This is a genomic window from Acinetobacter lwoffii (genome assembly GCF_024129435.1).
Lineage (GTDB): Bacteria > Pseudomonadota > Gammaproteobacteria > Pseudomonadales > Moraxellaceae > Acinetobacter > Acinetobacter lwoffii_F.
In genome coordinates this window covers 33661-50199 of the sequence record NZ_JAMXXN010000009.1, presented here as the reverse complement: position 1 = coordinate 50199, position 16539 = coordinate 33661, and the positions used below count along the sequence as shown (strand labels likewise).

The window sequence follows — 16539 nt, the reverse complement described above, 5'->3', positions numbered from 1 at the left end:
AAATATTCCTATTCATTGAGCGAACTATATGTCATCGAATCAGCGCATTTATTGGATATCGATGCTTAAAACAAAATGAATTGAATCATGAGATGTACGCCATCTCGATAAGGTATTTGCCGCATTAAACCACTTTCAAATAAGGCCTGTCATTTATGTATCAAAGCCCGAAATTTCCATTCGTGAGATCGACCTTGTCCTGCCTGATTGCTTGCGTAGGTCAGCATATTTATGCAGAAAATGATACACAAGAAGTCCAAAGGTTAGACACGATTGTCATTCAAGCGACCCGTACAGATCGGGAGCGATTGACCACACCGGCGTCAGTGTATTATCTGAATCAAGAACAAGATAACAGCATGAATGTGAATCTTTCGGAAACATTAAAAGGCGTTCCGGGATTACAGTTAAACAATCGTGAAAACTATGCCCAAGACCTACAAATTTCGATGCGAGGCTTTGGGGCACGTTCCAGTTTTGGTGTGCGTGGTGTGCGTTTATATGTAGATGGAATCCCTGCAACAATGCCGGATGGACAGGGGCAAACCTCGAATATTGACTTGAATAGTCTGGACCATATTGAAGTATTGGGTGGTGGATTTTCATCACTGTATGGCAACTCTTCCGGAGGAACGATTTTAACCACCACAAGGGAAGGGCAAGGCGCTGACTCAATTGAACTGGGGCATTCTGCAGGGAGCCAGAACAAAGGGCAGACCAAGCTGGTTTTGCAAGGCGGTTCAGAGAATGCTTCAGAGCCAAGCTATGTCATTAGCTCCTCTTATTTTGATACCAATGGTTACCGTGACCACAGCAGTGCACATAAAGTTCTGCATAATGCCAAGCTGACTTGGGATCTGGAAGATGGTTCTAAAATCAACTGGATGAATAACTACGTTAAAATTGCAGCGGATGATCCGGGCGGTTTAACCCGAGAACAGTGGAAGGTCAATCCCCGACAGGTCGCGACCAACGTCCTTCTTTATAATGCACGTAAAGACATTGAACAGCTGCAAACAGGTTTGACCTGGAATAAACCGATCAATGATCAGCATGAACTGTATGGTATGGCCTACTGGGGACAGCGCGCAGTCACGCAATATCAGTCGATTCCTCGTACAGCACAAGGTGGAGTTAATCATGCGGGTGGCGTGATTGATTTTGACCGTAATTTTTATGGGACAGATTTACGCTGGACGGGTAAAGATATTCTGCCCAATACCAAACTGATTGCAGGTGTCGCCGTAGATGCCATGACCGAAGACCGTAAAGGCTATCAAAACTTTTTAGGTGATCGCTTGGGGGTTAAAGGTGAACTGCGTCGAGATGAAGATAATACCCTGTGGAATTTAGATCCGTATTTGCAAGCTTCTTATCACTTTGCTCCCGATTGGACTTTAGATGCAGGGCTACGTTATAGCAATGTGCATTTCAAAACCAAAGATTACTATATCGTTGATGCTGATGAGGAAGACGATAGAAATGGTAATAACTCAGGTAAAACTACTTATGAGAAATTACTACCTTCACTGGCTCTAAGTTGGCAAATTCTACCTGAACTTATGGCCTATACCAGCTATGCCCAAGGCTTTGAAACTCCAACTTTTACGGAAATGGCTTATCCAGCGGATGGTAGTAGCCGCACATTTAATTTAAAAGCAGCAGAAAGTGAAACCTATGAGATGGGGTTGAAGTCTGCAAATATATTAGGTGATTTTACTGTTGCAGTTTTTCAGACCCAAACTAAAAATGACATTGTCTCGGCAGGAAGTGAGGGAGGACGTGCGACTTTCCGTAATGCCGATAAAACTTTAAGAGAAGGTGTTGAACTCTCCTGGAACAAAAACCTTTGGCGTGATCTCACTGCTCAAGCTAGCTATAGCTATATAGATGCTACTTTTGATGCTGAAATTCCCGCAATCGGTACGGTTGCCGCTATTGCAGCCGGAAACTATATTCCGGGGATTGCCAAAAATCAGGCATTTATAAGTATGGGCTGGAAGCCTGAAAGTGGCTTACACGCAGGACTCGATGTACGTTACTCCGATAAGATTTATGTGAACGACTTAAATTCTGATACTGCACCAAGCTACACAGTCGCTGGTGCCAATGTAGGTTATCACTGGAAAATGCAAGATTGGGCGGTGAATACTTTTGCGCGTGTCGATAACCTGTTTGATAAAGATTATTCTGGTTCGGTGATTGTTAATGAAAGTAGTAGACCAGAAGGACGTTATTATGAGCCGGCAGAAGGGCGGAACTGGAGTGCTGGTCTGAGTGTGACAAAAGAATTTTAATTGTTATGTGATGTAAAAAAACCGCCAGTATTGGCGGTTTTTTATGACAAACTATGAGTCGTAAATGACAACTTATGTGTCGCGTGACGGTAAAAAACCTTACCAGCTTAACGCACCGCCAGTTTGGTAATCTGTTACACGCGTCTCGAAGAAATTCTTCTCTTTACGCAAGTCCATCATTTCTGACATCCACTGGAACGGGTTGTTCACACCAGCAAACTGTTCAGGCAAGCCTAACTGCGCCAGACGACGGTTAGCAATGAACTTCAGGTATTCTTCCATCATGCCCGCATTCATGCCAAGTACGCCGCGTGGCATCGTGTCACGTGCGTATTCGATTTCCAGCATGGTGCCTTCAAGAATCATCTGAATGATTTCTTCTTGGAATTCAGTGGTCCATAAACCTGGGTTTTCGATCTTGATCTGGTTGATCATGTCGATACCAAAGTTCAGGTGCATCGACTCGTCACGCAGGATGTACTGGAACTGCTCGGCAACACCATTCATCTTGTTACGACGGCCCATAGACAGGATCTGGCTGAAACCACAGTAGAAGAAAATACCTTCAAGAACACAGTAGAACGCGATCAGGTTGCGAAGCAGGATCTGGTCATTTTCAGGTGTGCCGGTTTTGAATGTAGGATCACTTAAAGACTGAGTATATTTCAGGCCCCACGCAGCTTTACGTGCAACTGACGGTACTTCACGGTACATGTTGAAGACTTCGCCTTCATCCATGCCTAACGACTCGATACAGTACTGGTAAGCGTGTGTGTGAATCGCTTCTTCAAACGCTTGACGCAAGATGTACTGACGGCATTCAGGGTTGGTAATATGACGGTAAATCGCCAGTACCAGATTGTTTGCAACCAGTGAATCGGCAGTCGAGAAGAAACCAAGTGAACGCATCACAATGGTACGTTCATCTTCAGTCAAGCCATTTTCAGACTTCCACAACGCAATGTCGTGGTTCATGTTCACTTCTTGTGGCATCCAGTGGTTTGCACATCCGTCCAGATACTTCTGCCAAGCCCATTCGTATTTGAATGGAACAAGCTGGTTCAAGTCTGCACGACAGTTGATCATCGCCTTGTCATCAACCTGAACGCGTTGCGCACCCATTTCAAGCTCTTCCAGACCCGGTGCAACATCAAGCTGCTCTAGGGAAGCAGATGCTCTTGCCAGCGAATCGGTTGGATTTGATCCTCGGTTTTGAGTGGCTCTAAGGGGTTGTGCAGCTGCCACATCCGGCGATGCGTTGCCTGCATCAGATACCATCTGTGAATTAGTCGCTTTTTGCGGCTCGACGGGCGCAGGCTGCTGTTCAGGTGCAGCCGGTTTTTGCGAATCATCTTCGAAATCGTCCCAACTTAGGATAGACATATCAATTCTCTCAAATTATACGCTTCACTTATGTACATTGGACTATCTGGTGTTTAAAGAAACAACGAACATTTGTTAAGCGAGGCGATTTAGTTTTTAATAAATTTGGAATGTATTGTAGTTTTGATCGCGAAAATTTAATAGGTAATAAGATTTTTTTTGATGAAAAAACGACTATGGTTCTTCTATTCTTTTGTTTTTTAAGTAGAATTTCTTTATTGGTTTTTCCGTTGAAAAAAATAATAAAATCAATCGGTTATAGTTTTTTAAAAACAGAACAACCCCGATTAAATCGAGGTTGTTTTTTAAGAGATAAATTAGCCTTTTATGTTTCTTGGATCATTTCCTGGGGAAATTGTGTCTTTTTGACGAATCAATTGATTAGTACCTTTGATTGTCAATTCTCCTCCGCCAGAGTTTTTTAACATAGTTTTAGCTGAGTTTATTGCATCACGTTGTGTTGAGTGAATGGATGAAGCGGTAGAATTACCATTTGCTTTATTTACCCATTCATTTCCACGTTGATATACCATGCGGTCATTTGATTTGCTCATGAGAATACTCCTAAATTTGAGCTTTCAACAAAGGCTAATTTGACGATTGCTTTAAACTAGTTCAGAATATTCCCTAGCTTTTTGGTAAAAAAGTTATCGCCCTAAAGACAGCCTAATGATCTTTAGGGAAAAGGGGAGCATCGTTGACGCGGTGTTCCCTTTTTTCATTTTCGACAATCAGCTAATCTGCTGACATAATCAAAAGAAGTAATTCGTCTAAAGAAAACTACTTATTTTGTTTACGCTGCTGGCGAACTTTGAGCCAGAAATAAGCAATTGGTAAATAAAAGGTAATGCCAAAGGAAATCAGCAATGCCGCAAGTCCTAACATGTAGTTGTGAGTCATATGGGGCATTGAGGTTTCCTTATTTGTATTAAATTCTAAATCCTCCCCAAACCCCTCCTTTAATAAAGGAGGGGCTTCCATCCACCTATTTTGATTTCTGGAAGTCCCCCTTTATAAAAGGGGGATTTAGGGGGATTCTAGAAACTCGTCAATTACTGACAAGCCTCACAATCAGGGTTGTCAATTGAACATGCCATTGGCACTGGAGCCGCTTGCGCAAAACCTTCTTCCTCTGCAGGAGCTTCCGGTTTTTGCGCTTCAACGACAGGAGCTGCTGCTACAACAGGAGCCGCAACAGTTGCAGGTTTAACTGCATTCAATGCGCCAGTGTTAATGGTTGATTTCTCGGCAGAAGTCGCACCCAATGCACGTAGGTAGTAAGTCGTCTTAAGACCACGTAACCAGGCCATTTTGTAAGTGATGTCCAGTTTCTTACCGTTTGCACCAGCGATGTAAAGGTTAAGAGACTGCGCTTGGTCGATCCATTTTTGACGACGTGAAGCAGCATCTACGATCCACCGAGTTTCAACTTCAAACGCAGTCGCGAAGATTGCTTTAAGCTCTTCAGGAATACGGGAAATCTTCTGAACAGAACCTTCGAAGTGTTTCAGGTCATTGACCATTACCGCATCCCAAAGACCACGTTCTTTTAACGCACGTACCAGGTACGGGTTAATCACGGTGAATTCGCCAGACAGGTTTGATTTCACATACAAGTTCTGGAAGGTTGGCTCAATAGATTGAGACACGCCACAGATGTTTGAAATCGTTGCAGTCGGTGCAATTGCCATCACGTTCGAGTTACGCATACCATCTTTTTGAACTTTGGCACGTAAAGTATCCCAGTCCAGACGTTGAGTACGGTCTACTTCGAACATGCGTTCTGGACGGGTTTTCGCAACCAGATCAAGCGAGTCGATTGGCAGGATACCTTGATCCCACAATGAACCTTTGAAGGTTTCGTATGTACCACGTTCAACAGCCAAATCGCTAGATGTTGAAATCGCGTAGTACGAAATCACTTCCATAGATTCATCAGCAAACTCAACTGCAGCATCAGAACCATAGGCAAGGTTCATTTCGTATAACGCATCCTGGAAGCCCATGATACCCATACCGACCGGACGGTGTTTCAGGTTCGAGTTACGTGCTTGTGGAACAGCGTAGTAGTTGATGTCAATCACGTTGTCGAGCATACGAACCGCAGTTTTAACCGTGCGTGCCAGTTTTTCACGATCAAGAACACCACCTTGAACGTGTTGTACCAGGTTGATCGAACCAAGGTTACATACCGCGATTTCTTCTTTGCTGGTGTTCAGCGTAATTTCTGTACATAAGTTAGACGAGTGAACTACACCTACGTGTTGCTGTGGTGAGCGCAGGTTACATACGTCTTTGAATGTGATCCACGGATGACCAGTTTCAAACAGCATAGACAGCATTTTGCGCCACAAATCTTTTGCACGGATTTTCTTGTGCAACATGTTTGTTTCTTTGGCAATCGCTTCGTAATGTGCATAACGCTCAGCGAATTCTGCACCGGTCAAATCATGCAGATCAGGTGTTTCAGAAGGCGTGAATAAAGTCCATTCTGCATCTTCGAATACACGTTGCATGAACAGGTCAGGAACCCAGTTCGCAGTGTTCATGTCGTGGGTACGACGACGGTCATCACCAGTGTTCTTACGCAGTTCAAGGAATTCTTCGATGTCGAGGTGCCAAGTTTCTAAGTATGCACAAACTGCACCTTTACGCTTGCCGCCCTGGTTCACCGCAACAGCTGTATCGTTCGCCACTTTCAGGAACGGAACAACACCTTGCGACTTACCATTTGTACCTTTGATGTATGAGTTCAAGGCACGAACTGGCGTCCAGTCATTACCTAAACCACCTGCCCATTTAGACAGCATTGCGTTATCACGCATTGCGCCATAGATGTCGTACAGGTCATCATCAATTGTAGTCAAGTAACAGCTCGATAACTGTGGACGTAGCGTACCTGAGTTAAACAGGGTCGGCGTAGAAGCCATGTAGTCGAAGCTAGACAATAAGTTATAGAACTCAATCGCGCGGTCTTCGCGGTTTTCTTCATTGAGCGACAAGCCCATAGAAACACGCATAAAGAACAATTGCGGAAGTTCGAAACGTACACCATCTGAATGGATGAAGTAACGGTCAAATAAAGTTTGCAGACCCAAGTAAGTAAACTGGTTAGAGCGTTCCGGTTGAATCGCAGCAGCCAGTTTCGCCAGGTCAAAGTTCAACAACTCTGGAGAAAGAAGCTCAAGCTCAATCCCTTTTTTCAGGTAAGTTTCTAGCGCATCACCTTCAACTGTATCTACAGGTAGACCCAGGAATTTCAAACCAGTCGCAACCAGGTCATCACGCAATAAACGTGCAGTCACATATGTATAGTTAGGTTCTTGCTCGATACGGGTACGGGTCGCCATCATCATCGTGGTCGAGATGTCAGACTCTTTTACGCCGTTGTACAAGTTTTTCACGGTCTCATCGACAATCGCTTGTACATCAATCCCTTCAAGGCCTTCTGCTGCTTTAGTAACATGCGCAGTTAAAGCACTTAAATCTAGTGGCTTGAGTTTGCCTTCAGCATCAGTAATTTGCAGGGTCGGGTGATGATGAGCACCTAACTGTTTACGTGCTTCAGAACGTTGTTCACGGTAAATGACATAAGAGCGTGCAACTTTCTGTTCGCCCGTACGCATTAGCGCAAGTTCAACTTGGTCTTGAATTTCTTCAATATGAATCGTTCCGCCAGAAGGTAAACGACGTTTAAAGGTATTTAATACCATTTCCGTCAGTTGCTCGATACGATCATGGATCCGGCTCGAGTCAGCGCTTTGTTGGCCTTCAACCGCCAAAAACGCTTTACCAATTGCGACAGAAATTTTTTCTGCATCAAAAGCGGCAACATCACCGGTGCGTTTAATCACCTGAAGTTGACCAGGAGTTGAAGTGATTACGCTCATGTTAGCATAGCTCCGTTGTCATCTATTTTTATGTTTATAGACCGTTTGAACTGGGCAAAATTCATGCCACAGTGTTTGAGGAATAAACACAAGACCTAGTGGTTTTAAAATTAATTGAACACAAGATACGGGAAAATTTAGGGTAGATCAATATTGACATTTAGCTAAATATTTTTCTTAAGTTGTGCTTTAATCCTTGTAAAAATATCGCTATTTTTATTGATTTTTGTATAAGCCTTATCAGGCAAGGCATAGCATAACAAAGTCAAAAGAAAGTGCTTATAGATAACACTGTGGATAACTAAAAAGTGCTGAATCAAGCAGTCATATTTTGTCCATGTAATAGTTGTGTAAATCGCAAATCAGATCTAAGCCACTGTTTCAAGCATAATTGTCCAAAAAATGCACGATAAAATATTACAAAATGCTATCTTGATGTATCAGTTTGGTGAACGCTATCTTGTTTACAATGTAAACGTGTGTATATTGCAAGCATATTAAAAACGTATCTATTGGATTTCAAAAGGATACGCCTATAGCGTAGATCCACCAAATAAGGGGCAATACATGAGCCAAGAAGAAAAGTTACCCAAGATTTTAATTGTTGAAGATGACGAGCGTCTTGCTCGTTTAACGCAAGAATACCTCATCCGTAACGGACTTGAGGTGGGGGTAGAGCCGGATGGTAACCGTGCCATTCGTCGGATTATTGCCGAGCAGCCAGATATGGTGGTGCTGGATGTAATGTTACCAGGTGCTGATGGCTTGACCATTTGCCGTGAAGTGCGTCCACATTATCATCAGCCGATTTTGATGTTGACTGCGCGTACTGAAGACATGGATCAGGTTTTAGGTCTGGAAATGGGTGCAGATGACTATGTCGCTAAGCCTGTTCAGCCGCGTGTATTGCTGGCACGTATTCGTGCATTATTGCGCCGTACTGATAAGGTACCTGAAGATGAAGTGGCACAGCGCATCGAATTTGATGATCTGGTCATCGACAACGGCGGTCGTTCAGTGACCTTAAATGGCGATCTGGTTGATTTTACTAGCGCAGAATATGACCTGTTATGGTTGCTTGCATCGAATGCTGGCCGTATTCTCTCTCGCGAAGATATTTTCGAGCGTTTACGTGGTATCGAATATGATGGCCAAGACCGTTCAATCGATGTGCGTATTTCTCGTATCCGTCCAAAAATCGGTGACGATCCAGAAAATCCGAAGCGTATTAAAACAGTACGTAGTAAGGGTTATCTTTTTGTTAAAGAGACCAATGGTCTTTAAGCAAATGTGGTTTGTTGCTTGAACAAGCAGGATAAATTATAGGTGTTTAAACACAGTATATTTTTGCGTATATACGCAGGACTCGTCATCCTTGTCGTCTTGGTGGCGGTGTTCGGCTATTTGTTGGTACAGATTATCAACTATCAGCGTGCGCAAGAATATCGCGAATCCCTGACTGATGGTATGGCATATATCATCAGTGAGGGGGTTGCACGCCAGCCAAATCTCCAGCAAAAAATGGATTGGGTTTCTGATGCCTCCGATTTGCTGGAATTGCCCATTCACTATGTAGAAGCCAGCAAGGTCGACATTACCCGTGCTGAAGGGCGCCGTATTGCCGAACGTAAGGCGGTGGTGCGTTGGGACGCCGAATCAGGTATTGCCTATATTGTGGTTGGGCTGCGCGATGACCCGGGTCATTACCTTTATATTAAGGCCGACAGTATTACTGAGCGCCAGATGAAGGCCTTACCAGTCTTTATCCTGGACTATCTGGTCTACTATCCAGGTCAGGAAAAAGAATATCTGGCTCGTATTCAGGATTATTTTTCTTATCCGGTTTCTATCGAAAATGTCCAGAATCTACCTTTAGACTCCGAGCAAATCGGACGTCTGCGTCTGGATCACAGCATCATTTTATACCGCGACAATGCCTCTATTCGTGGTACCACAATTTCAATTATTTCACCGATTCCTGGTTCGACCTCGCAAGTATTGGTCATGGGGCCGGTACCCTTGTTTAACTGGATGCCATTCCAGTTGGCGACCGGTATTACCTTATTAAGCCTGTTTGTGTTGAGTCTGGGTGTTTATGGTCTACTTGTGCCAATGCAGCGTAAGTTGCGTGAAGTCAGCTATGCCTTAAACAAAATGAAATCGGGTAACATGTCATTGCGTCTGCCTGTAGAAGGTAGTGATGAGATGTCTACACTGGCCTCTAGCTATAACAATATGTCAGATCATATCCAGCGTTTGATCGAAGCACAGCGTGAGCTGATGCGTGCGGTGTCGCATGAGTTGCGTACACCGGTGGCACGGATCCGCTTTGGTGTGGAAATGATGGCGGATGAAGATGACTATGATTATCGTCTGCAACAGGTTGAACAGATTGATAAAGACATTGAAGCGCTGAATACCTTGATTGATGAGATCATGACCTATGCCAAACTGGAACAGGGCATGCCGTCGATTGAGTTTGAGCAAATTGATCTGTATGACGTACTGAATCAGGTGGCACAAGAAACTGAGGCACTAAAAACCCAAAAAATCATTGAATTACATCCAATGCCTGTTGCGGTCACGGTAGAGGCGGAGCGTCGTTATCTGCATCGTGTAATTCAGAATCTGGTGGGGAATGCCATCCGTTATTGCGATAACAAGATCTTGATTAGTGGCGGTCTGGATCAGGACGGTCAAGCCTATGTCTGTGTAGAAGATGACGGGCCGGGGATTCCGGAAATAGATCGTGCCCGAATTTTTGAAGCCTTTGCCCGACTGGATGATAGCCGTACCCGTGCTTCGGGTGGTTATGGTTTAGGTTTGTCGATTGTCAGTCGGATTGCGTACTGGTTTGGTGGCACGATTCAGGTTGATCAAAGTCCGACCCTGGGTGGCGCGCGTTTTACCATGACCTGGCCGGCACAGCGTTATGTCAAGAAGAGTAAGCGCAAGATGCTAGAAAAAAAGCCTGAGGAAGCGAGTGATCATTTGGCTTGATATTGTGGGAATGATTTTAGTCATAAAAAAAACGATGCATCGGCATCGTTTTTTTATTGGGAGAAATTTTATTCCTGAATGGTCGCATCAGGTTCAATGAGGGATTTGCCCTCTTTTAAGCTTTGTAGCGCTTCAGGATTAAAGTCGATCAATAGTTTGGTGTTTTTCGCATCGACGTTATAGCGCTGAATCAGTTTCTGGTCACCTGATAAGGTTTCGACTTTATATTCGTCAGCGATATTCATAATGCCATCCAGATTGATGCTGGAGGAAGCGTGATCCTCTTGAAAAAGTGCGTGGATGTCACGTAAGTCAAAAGCTGCCTGGCTTATATTAGGATTTTTCTGGATGTAATTTTCTATATGTCGAACCAGTAATTGAGCAAATAAAAAATAATTCGGCTTATGGGAAAAGCGTAGAGACATGCAAGGACTCCTTATTGTTACTTTATTAATGTCATGATGTGGTTTAGAAATAGAAATAACATATTCTGAATCAGTCCGTTGAGCATGTTGCAAAAAGACACAATTGCCAATCCAAGATTACCAAGTAGCTGCAGGGGGTAAAGCAACAGTTAGATGTAAAAAATCACATTAAATATCAAGTTAAATCAAATAGTTTGAAAGAAAAAATAGTTGTTAAAATAAGTTTTTATCCGATTTAACTTGGATTCAATAGTGAAAAGGACTATATCTAAATGGGTGGGCGAGAAAAGCAGCTCATCGATCAGCCTATTTTCTGGAAGTGCTCTTTATAGAAAAATTAATGGATAATTAAAATTTAATTTAGGAAAACGATTAAAACGAATTCTGAATGATTAAAGTCAAATTAAATGCTGAAATGTCTAAAAAATCATCCCAAAGACTAAGGCTTATAAACTAGCAAGTGAAATCCAAAATCAGGTACAATTGGCGGGATTAATTTTGTGTTTGGTGTATTTGAAGGCCAATACATACATTCTTTGTTAACAAATAGGCCTGCCAGGAGTTATCCCCGCATGAGTGCTATTACTCCATACGAATGGGCAATTATTGCCTTCGTGATCGGCGTTACATTTTTATGCGTCTTTATGCTGACTGTCCCATTACTCCTCGGGGGTAAATCATGGGGCCGTGCCAAGCAGGAGCAGTTTGAGTCAGGTGTAGTTAGCGCAGGTGGAGCTCGTATCCGCTTGTCTGCAAAGTTCTATTTAGTTGCAATTTTCTTTGTGGTGTTTGATTTAGAAGCACTTTATCTATATGCATGGGCAGTTTCTGTTCGTGAGGTAGGTTGGATTGGTTTTGCAACTGCAGCTATCTTTATCATAGTTTTACTTGTTGGTTTGATTTACGAATTATCGACAGGCGCACTCAATTGGGCACCTTCAGACAGACGTAAGGCAGCAGGAATTAAAGCTAAGATTGGTTCGCCAAATATGGATCTTGCAGAAATTACGCGCTTCAACTCGATTGAAGAATTGGTGATGGATCCAACGGGTCAAATCCCGGCTCAATCATCTGGTTTTGTGAAAAAGTCACAAACTCAATTATCTGATAAGGAGTAAGACGGGATGAAATATACATTAACCCGTGCGAATCCGAATGCTGACCAATATCCACTTCAGGAACGTATTGTTGTAGATGATCCGTTGCTAGAAGAAGAAGTGAATAAAAATGTATTCATGACTCGCTTAGAGGATGTGGTACATACAGCAGTCAACTGGGGTCGTAAAAACTCAGTTTGGCCATTTAACTTTGGTACATCTTGCTGCTACGTAGAATATGCAACGACCTTGACCGGCGTGCATGACTTGTCACGTTTTGGTGCCGAGGTTATCCGTGCTTCACCGCGTCAGGCGGACTTAATGATTGTAGCGGGTACTTGCTTCGTAAAAATGGCGCCAGTAATTCAGCGTCTGTACGAACAGATGCTTGAACCAAAATGGGTCATTTCAATGGGTGCATGTGCCAACTCAGGTGGTATGTACGATATTTATTCAGTCGTACAAGGTGTGGATAAAATCATCCCGGTCGATGTGTATATTCCAGGTTGCCCACCACGTCCTGAAGCTTTGATTCAGGCATTGATGCTGTTGCAAGACCAGATTCAACTAGAGCGTCGTCCGCTTTCTGCGGTGATCGGTGATGATCTTAAGCCAGTGTATAAGCCAAAGATGATGCCGGAACGTGACCGTAAGAAAGACCAGCGTGTTGCTGTGAAGAACTTACGCTCTATGGATGAAATTAAATAATTTAAACGACAGGTTGTTTTGTTGTGCACCCGCTATGGGTGTAATTGTCGTTTAGGTTGACTGAATTTGTATTAAATAGGAAGCCAAGCCAATGGCTGAAACTGACATTGCTATGCCAGAATCAACGCCTGTTGATTCACGCCCAGCATTTGCCATCATTGAAGAACTCAAAATCAAATTTGGTGAGAACTTCTTTGTGCAAACGACTTTCGAGGATTTCCCGACAGTCTGGGTTGAGCGCGCACGTGTACAAGAAGTTTTAATGTTCTTGCGTACAGTGTCACGTCCTTACGTGATGTTGTTCGACCTGTCAGCGGTAGATGAGCGTCTGCGTACGCACCGCGACGGTTTACCTGCGTCTGACTTCACCGTGTTCTATCACCTGTTGTCGCTCGAGCGTAATACTGACATTCGTATTAAAGTTGCTTTAGCTGAAAGCGATTTGAATCTTCCAACGGCAACCAATATTTGGCCAAATGCCAACTGGTACGAACGCGAAGCTTACGATATGTTCGGGATCAATTTCGAAGGGCATCCAATGCTCCGTCGTATCTTGTTGCCAACCTATTGGGAAGGTCATCCGCTACGTAAAGAATATTCTGCACGTGCGACTGAATATACGCCGTATTTGCAAGATAAAGCCAAACAGGACTACGAACAGGAACATCTTCGTTTCGTCCCTGAAGATTGGGGTATGAAGCGCGGCAATGCCGATGAGGACTTCATGTTCCTGAACTTGGGTCCGAACCATCCATCTGCGCACGGTGCGTTCCGTGTGATCTTGCAGCTGGACGGTGAAGAAGTGAAAGACTGTGTGCCTGATATTGGTTATCACCACCGTGGTGTGGAAAAGATGGCTGAACGTCAAACCTGGCATTCATTCATTCCGTATACAGACCGTGTCGACTACCTCGGTGGTTGTGCGCAAAACATGCCTTATGTGCTTGGCGTAGAGCAAATGGCGGGTATTACTGTACCTGACCGTGCGCAATGTATCCGCGTGATGATGTCTGAACTGTTCCGTATCAATAACCACTTGCTGTTCATTGGTACTGCGATTCAGGATGCCGGCGGTATGACGCCAGTCTTCTACATGTTTGCTGACCGTCAGAAAATCTATGACGCAATTGAAGCGATCACCGGTTACCGTATGCATCCGGCATGGTTCCGTATCGGTGGTACCGCACACGACCTTCCAAACAACTGGCAGCACCTGATTCGTGAAATCCTGGACTGGATGCCGAAACGTTTGAAGGAATATCATACTGCAGCGCTGAAAAACTCAGTATTTGTGGGTCGTACCCGTAATGTTGCGCAATACGATGCAAAATCTGCATTGGCTTGGGGTGTAACAGGTACAGGTCTACGCGCTACAGGTATCGACTTTGATGTACGTAAATACCGCCCATATAGCGGTTATGAAAATTATGACTTCGAAGTGCCGGTTGAGTACGAAGGCGATGCCTATGCACGTGTCATCGTTCACTACCGTGAAATCGAAGAATCACTGAAAATTATCAAACAATGTTTAGATAATATGCCGTCTGGTGCGTACAAAGCAGACCATCCACTGGCTGTTCCACCACCAAAAGACAAGACATTACAAGATATTGAAACCTTGATTACGCACTTCCTGAGCGTATCTTGGGGTCCTGTAATGCCGGCGGGTGAAGCATCTGTGATGGCGGAAGTGGTGAAAGGCGCGTCGAACTACTACTTGACTTCAGACAAGTCAACCATGAGTTACCGTACCCGTATCCGTACACCAACCTTCACGCATTTACAGCAAATGCCTTCTGTGATTAACGGCAGCTTAATGTCTGACTTAATCATTTATTTAGCGACCATTGACGTCGTAATGGCTGACGTGGATCGCTAAGGGGTAATCGCATTATGATGATTTTGACTGATAAAAAGCCACGTGTGAATGTTGAAGGGATTTTGACTGCGGACGAAATTCACGATATCGAACATCACATGGGGCACTACCCATACCCACGTGCAGCGTGTCTAGATGCGCTGAAGTGTGTACAACGCCGTAATGGCTGGGTAGATGATGCGCAAATGAATGCCATCGCACAAATGCTGAGCATGAGCGTTGCAGACCTGGAAGGTGTGGCAACGTTCTATAACCGTATTTACCGTCAGCCGGTCGGTCGTCACGTAATTTTATTATGTGATTCGATTGCGTGTTTCTTGATGGGTGCGGAAACTTTGGCAGAAGCATTCCAGCGCGAATTAGGAATCCAGTTTGGTCAAACGACTGCAGATGGTCGTTTCACTTTGCTGCCAATTTGCTGTCTGGGCAACTGTGACAAAGGTCCAACCTTAATGATTGATGAAGACACGCACGGTCTGGTTGAAGTGACTTCGGTGAAACAGCTGTTGGAGAAGTATGTATGAATACTGAACCAAAACCAATTTATGGCGACGGTAACCCGGAAACGCATCCATTAACATGGCGTTTAAGCAAACAAGCCAACGTACGTAATGCAGATGATTACGAAGCGCTGGAAGGTTATGCAGGCTTTAAAAAAGCACTGAGCATGTCGCCTAAAGATGTATTGGAAGTGGTTAAGGCAGCGACTGTAAAAGGTCGTGGTGGTGCAGGCTTCCCGGCAGGTATCAAATGGTCTTTGATGGCGCCAAACGACAACTCAGGTCCACGTTACCTGATTTGTAATGCCGATGAGATGGAACCAGGTACCTTTAAAGACCGTTTGTTGATGGAAGATCTTCCGCATCAATTGATCGAAGGCATGCTGATTGCAGGCTATACGCTTGAAGCAACACACGGTTATATCTTTATCCGTGGCGAGTACATTGAAGCTGCTCAGTACTTAAATGAAGCACTTGAGCAAGTTCGTGCCAAAGGTTACTTAGGGGATAACATCCTTGGTACAGGCTGGAACTTCGAGTTACACGTGCATACCGGTGCGGGTCGTTATATCTGCGGTGAAGAAACTGCATTGATTAACTCGCTAGAAGGTCGCCGTGCCAACCCGCGTACTAAACCGCCATTCCCGCAAGTTGCAGGTGCTTGGGGTCGTCCTACGATTGTGAACAACGTAGAGACCTACAACAACTTACCGGCAATCATGCTGCGTGGTCCTGAATGGTACATCAACTTATCTGCGGGTAAGTCGAAAGATCCAGGCACCAAGATTTATGGTGCATCAGGTAAAGTAAAATTCCCGGGTCTATGGGAGCTTCCATTTGGTACGACAGCACGTGAAGTGATTGAAGACCATGCTGGTGGTATGCGTGACGGTTTGAAACTGAAAGCATGGTTACCGGGTGGTGCATCGACTGACTTCCTGGCTGCTGAGCATATTGATCTTCCTATGGATGCGGAAAGCATCATGAAGGCAGGTTCGCGTTTAGGGACTTGCTTACTGATGGTGGTAGATGAAACCCAATGTATGGTTTCAGCGACACGTAACCTCGAAGAATTCTTTGCACGCGAATCATGTGGTTTCTGTACGCCTTGCCGTGATGGCTTACCTTGGGCTGTGAAAGCGCTGAAAGCACTGGAAGATGGCACAGGTAAGAAAGAAGATATCGATCACTTACAAGAACTGACTCGTAAGCTTTGGATTGGTAAAACTTTCTGTGCCCACGCACCGGGTGCAATGGAGCCGCTTATGGGCGCACTCAAATATTTCCGTGGCGAATTTGAAGCGAAGGTTGTGAATGCCGCCGCTCAAACCAGCAACGTAGAACAAGCTTAAGGAATTCG

General features: G+C 44.3%; 13 protein-coding genes. 8 read left to right on the top strand and 5 right to left on the bottom strand.

Translation table 11 applies throughout. The features are described from left to right. Nucleotides 1-155: 155 nt before the first annotated feature. Entirely contained in the window at nt 156-2297 is a 2142-nt protein-coding gene (locus tag NI455_RS07980) for a TonB-dependent receptor (RefSeq protein ID WP_253113447.1), read from the top strand. A 99-nt stretch (nt 2298-2396) separates the two neighbouring features. On the opposite strand, the gene NI455_RS07975 is transcribed toward NI455_RS07980, so the two are convergent. The 4 genes from NI455_RS07975 to NI455_RS07960 form a co-directional block, all read right to left on the bottom strand. Continuing rightward, nucleotides 2397-3680 carry a ribonucleotide-diphosphate reductase subunit beta gene (locus NI455_RS07975; protein ID WP_004645882.1) on the bottom strand — a complete coding sequence of 428 codons (1284 nt, stop codon included), beginning with the start codon at nt 3678-3680 and terminating at the stop codon, nt 2397-2399. 317 nt (nt 3681-3997) lie between these two features. Next, a complete protein-coding gene (locus NI455_RS07970; protein ID WP_219308621.1) occupies nt 3998-4234 on the bottom strand; it encodes a DUF2188 domain-containing protein in 237 nt (78 codons plus the stop codon). A 226-nt stretch (nt 4235-4460) separates the two neighbouring features. Further along, nucleotides 4461-4589: a hypothetical protein gene (locus NI455_RS15605; RefSeq protein ID WP_257225578.1), complete on the bottom strand. Its 129-nt coding sequence runs from the start codon at nt 4587-4589 to the stop codon at nt 4461-4463. Between the two features lie 143 nt (nt 4590-4732). Next, nucleotides 4733-7570, bottom strand: a complete 2838-nt coding sequence (locus tag NI455_RS07960; protein WP_180086405.1) for a ribonucleoside-diphosphate reductase subunit alpha — start codon at nt 7568-7570, stop codon at nt 4733-4735. A gap of 567 nt (nt 7571-8137) precedes the next feature. Between NI455_RS07960 and bfmR the strand changes: the two genes are divergently transcribed. Both bfmR and bfmS read left to right on the top strand, forming a co-directional pair. Further along, a complete protein-coding gene (bfmR, locus tag NI455_RS07955; protein ID WP_004280782.1) occupies nt 8138-8854 on the top strand; it encodes a response regulator transcription factor BfmR in 717 nt (238 codons plus the stop codon). Between the two features lie 42 nt (nt 8855-8896). Further along, complete coding sequence (bfmS, locus tag NI455_RS07950; RefSeq protein ID WP_253113444.1) at nt 8897-10570, top strand: sensor histidine kinase BfmS; 1674 nt, start codon at nt 8897-8899, stop codon at nt 10568-10570. A gap of 68 nt (nt 10571-10638) precedes the next feature. On the opposite strand, the gene NI455_RS07945 is transcribed toward bfmS, so the two are convergent. Next, nucleotides 10639-10995, bottom strand: coding sequence for a hypothetical protein (locus NI455_RS07945; RefSeq protein WP_180039025.1), 357 nt, complete (start codon nt 10993-10995; stop codon nt 10639-10641). A 572-nt stretch (nt 10996-11567) separates the two neighbouring features. On the opposite strand from NI455_RS07945, the gene ndhC reads away from it, so the two are divergent. The 5 genes from ndhC to nuoF all read left to right on the top strand — a co-directional run bounded on the left by ndhC (nt 11568) and on the right by nuoF (nt 16531). After that, the gene (gene ndhC, locus NI455_RS07940) at nt 11568-12113 is read left to right on the top strand and encodes an NADH-quinone oxidoreductase subunit A (protein ID WP_004280779.1); all 546 of its coding nucleotides are present in this window, start codon (nt 11568-11570) and stop codon (nt 12111-12113) included. Between the two features lie 6 nt (nt 12114-12119). Next, nucleotides 12120-12800 carry a NuoB/complex I 20 kDa subunit family protein gene (locus NI455_RS07935; protein ID WP_253113442.1) on the top strand — a complete coding sequence of 227 codons (681 nt, stop codon included), beginning with the start codon at nt 12120-12122 and terminating at the stop codon, nt 12798-12800. A 91-nt stretch (nt 12801-12891) separates the two neighbouring features. Then, nucleotides 12892-14679, top strand: coding sequence for an NADH-quinone oxidoreductase subunit C/D (gene nuoC, locus NI455_RS07930; protein WP_253113440.1), 1788 nt, complete (start codon nt 12892-12894; stop codon nt 14677-14679). Between the two features lie 14 nt (nt 14680-14693). Further along, nucleotides 14694-15203, top strand: a complete 510-nt coding sequence (gene nuoE, locus NI455_RS07925) for an NADH-quinone oxidoreductase subunit NuoE (protein WP_004280775.1) — start codon at nt 14694-14696, stop codon at nt 15201-15203. Beyond that, complete coding sequence (nuoF, locus tag NI455_RS07920) at nt 15200-16531, top strand: NADH-quinone oxidoreductase subunit NuoF (protein ID WP_005106202.1); 1332 nt, start codon at nt 15200-15202, stop codon at nt 16529-16531. Before nuoE ends, nuoF begins: the two co-directional genes overlap by 4 nt. Nucleotides 16532-16539: the final 8 nt, after the last annotated feature.

Bases quoted from the DNA above. Each gene is read 5' to 3' on its own strand.
- NI455_RS07980 (WP_253113447.1), top strand. From the start codon at position 156: ATGTATCAAAGCCCGAAATTTCCATTCGTGAGATCGACCTTGTCCTGC.
- NI455_RS07975 (WP_004645882.1), bottom strand. From the start codon at position 3,680: ATGTCTATCCTAAGTTGGGACGATTTCGAAGATGATTCGCAAAAACCG.
- NI455_RS07970 (WP_219308621.1), bottom strand. From the start codon at position 4,234: ATGAGCAAATCAAATGACCGCATGGTATATCAACGTGGAAATGAATGG.
- NI455_RS15605 (WP_257225578.1), bottom strand. From the start codon at position 4,589: ATGCCCCATATGACTCACAACTACATGTTAGGACTTGCGGCATTGCTG.
- NI455_RS07960 (WP_180086405.1), bottom strand. From the start codon at position 7,570: ATGAGCGTAATCACTTCAACTCCTGGTCAACTTCAGGTGATTAAACGC.
- bfmR (WP_004280782.1), top strand. From the start codon at position 8,138: ATGAGCCAAGAAGAAAAGTTACCCAAGATTTTAATTGTTGAAGATGAC.
- NI455_RS07945 (WP_180039025.1), bottom strand. From the start codon at position 10,995: ATGTCTCTACGCTTTTCCCATAAGCCGAATTATTTTTTATTTGCTCAA.
- ndhC (WP_004280779.1), top strand. From the start codon at position 11,568: ATGAGTGCTATTACTCCATACGAATGGGCAATTATTGCCTTCGTGATC.
- NI455_RS07935 (WP_253113442.1), top strand. From the start codon at position 12,120: ATGAAATATACATTAACCCGTGCGAATCCGAATGCTGACCAATATCCA.
- nuoC (WP_253113440.1), top strand. From the start codon at position 12,892: ATGGCTGAAACTGACATTGCTATGCCAGAATCAACGCCTGTTGATTCA.
- nuoE (WP_004280775.1), top strand. From the start codon at position 14,694: ATGATGATTTTGACTGATAAAAAGCCACGTGTGAATGTTGAAGGGATT.
- nuoF (WP_005106202.1), top strand. From the start codon at position 15,200: ATGAATACTGAACCAAAACCAATTTATGGCGACGGTAACCCGGAAACG.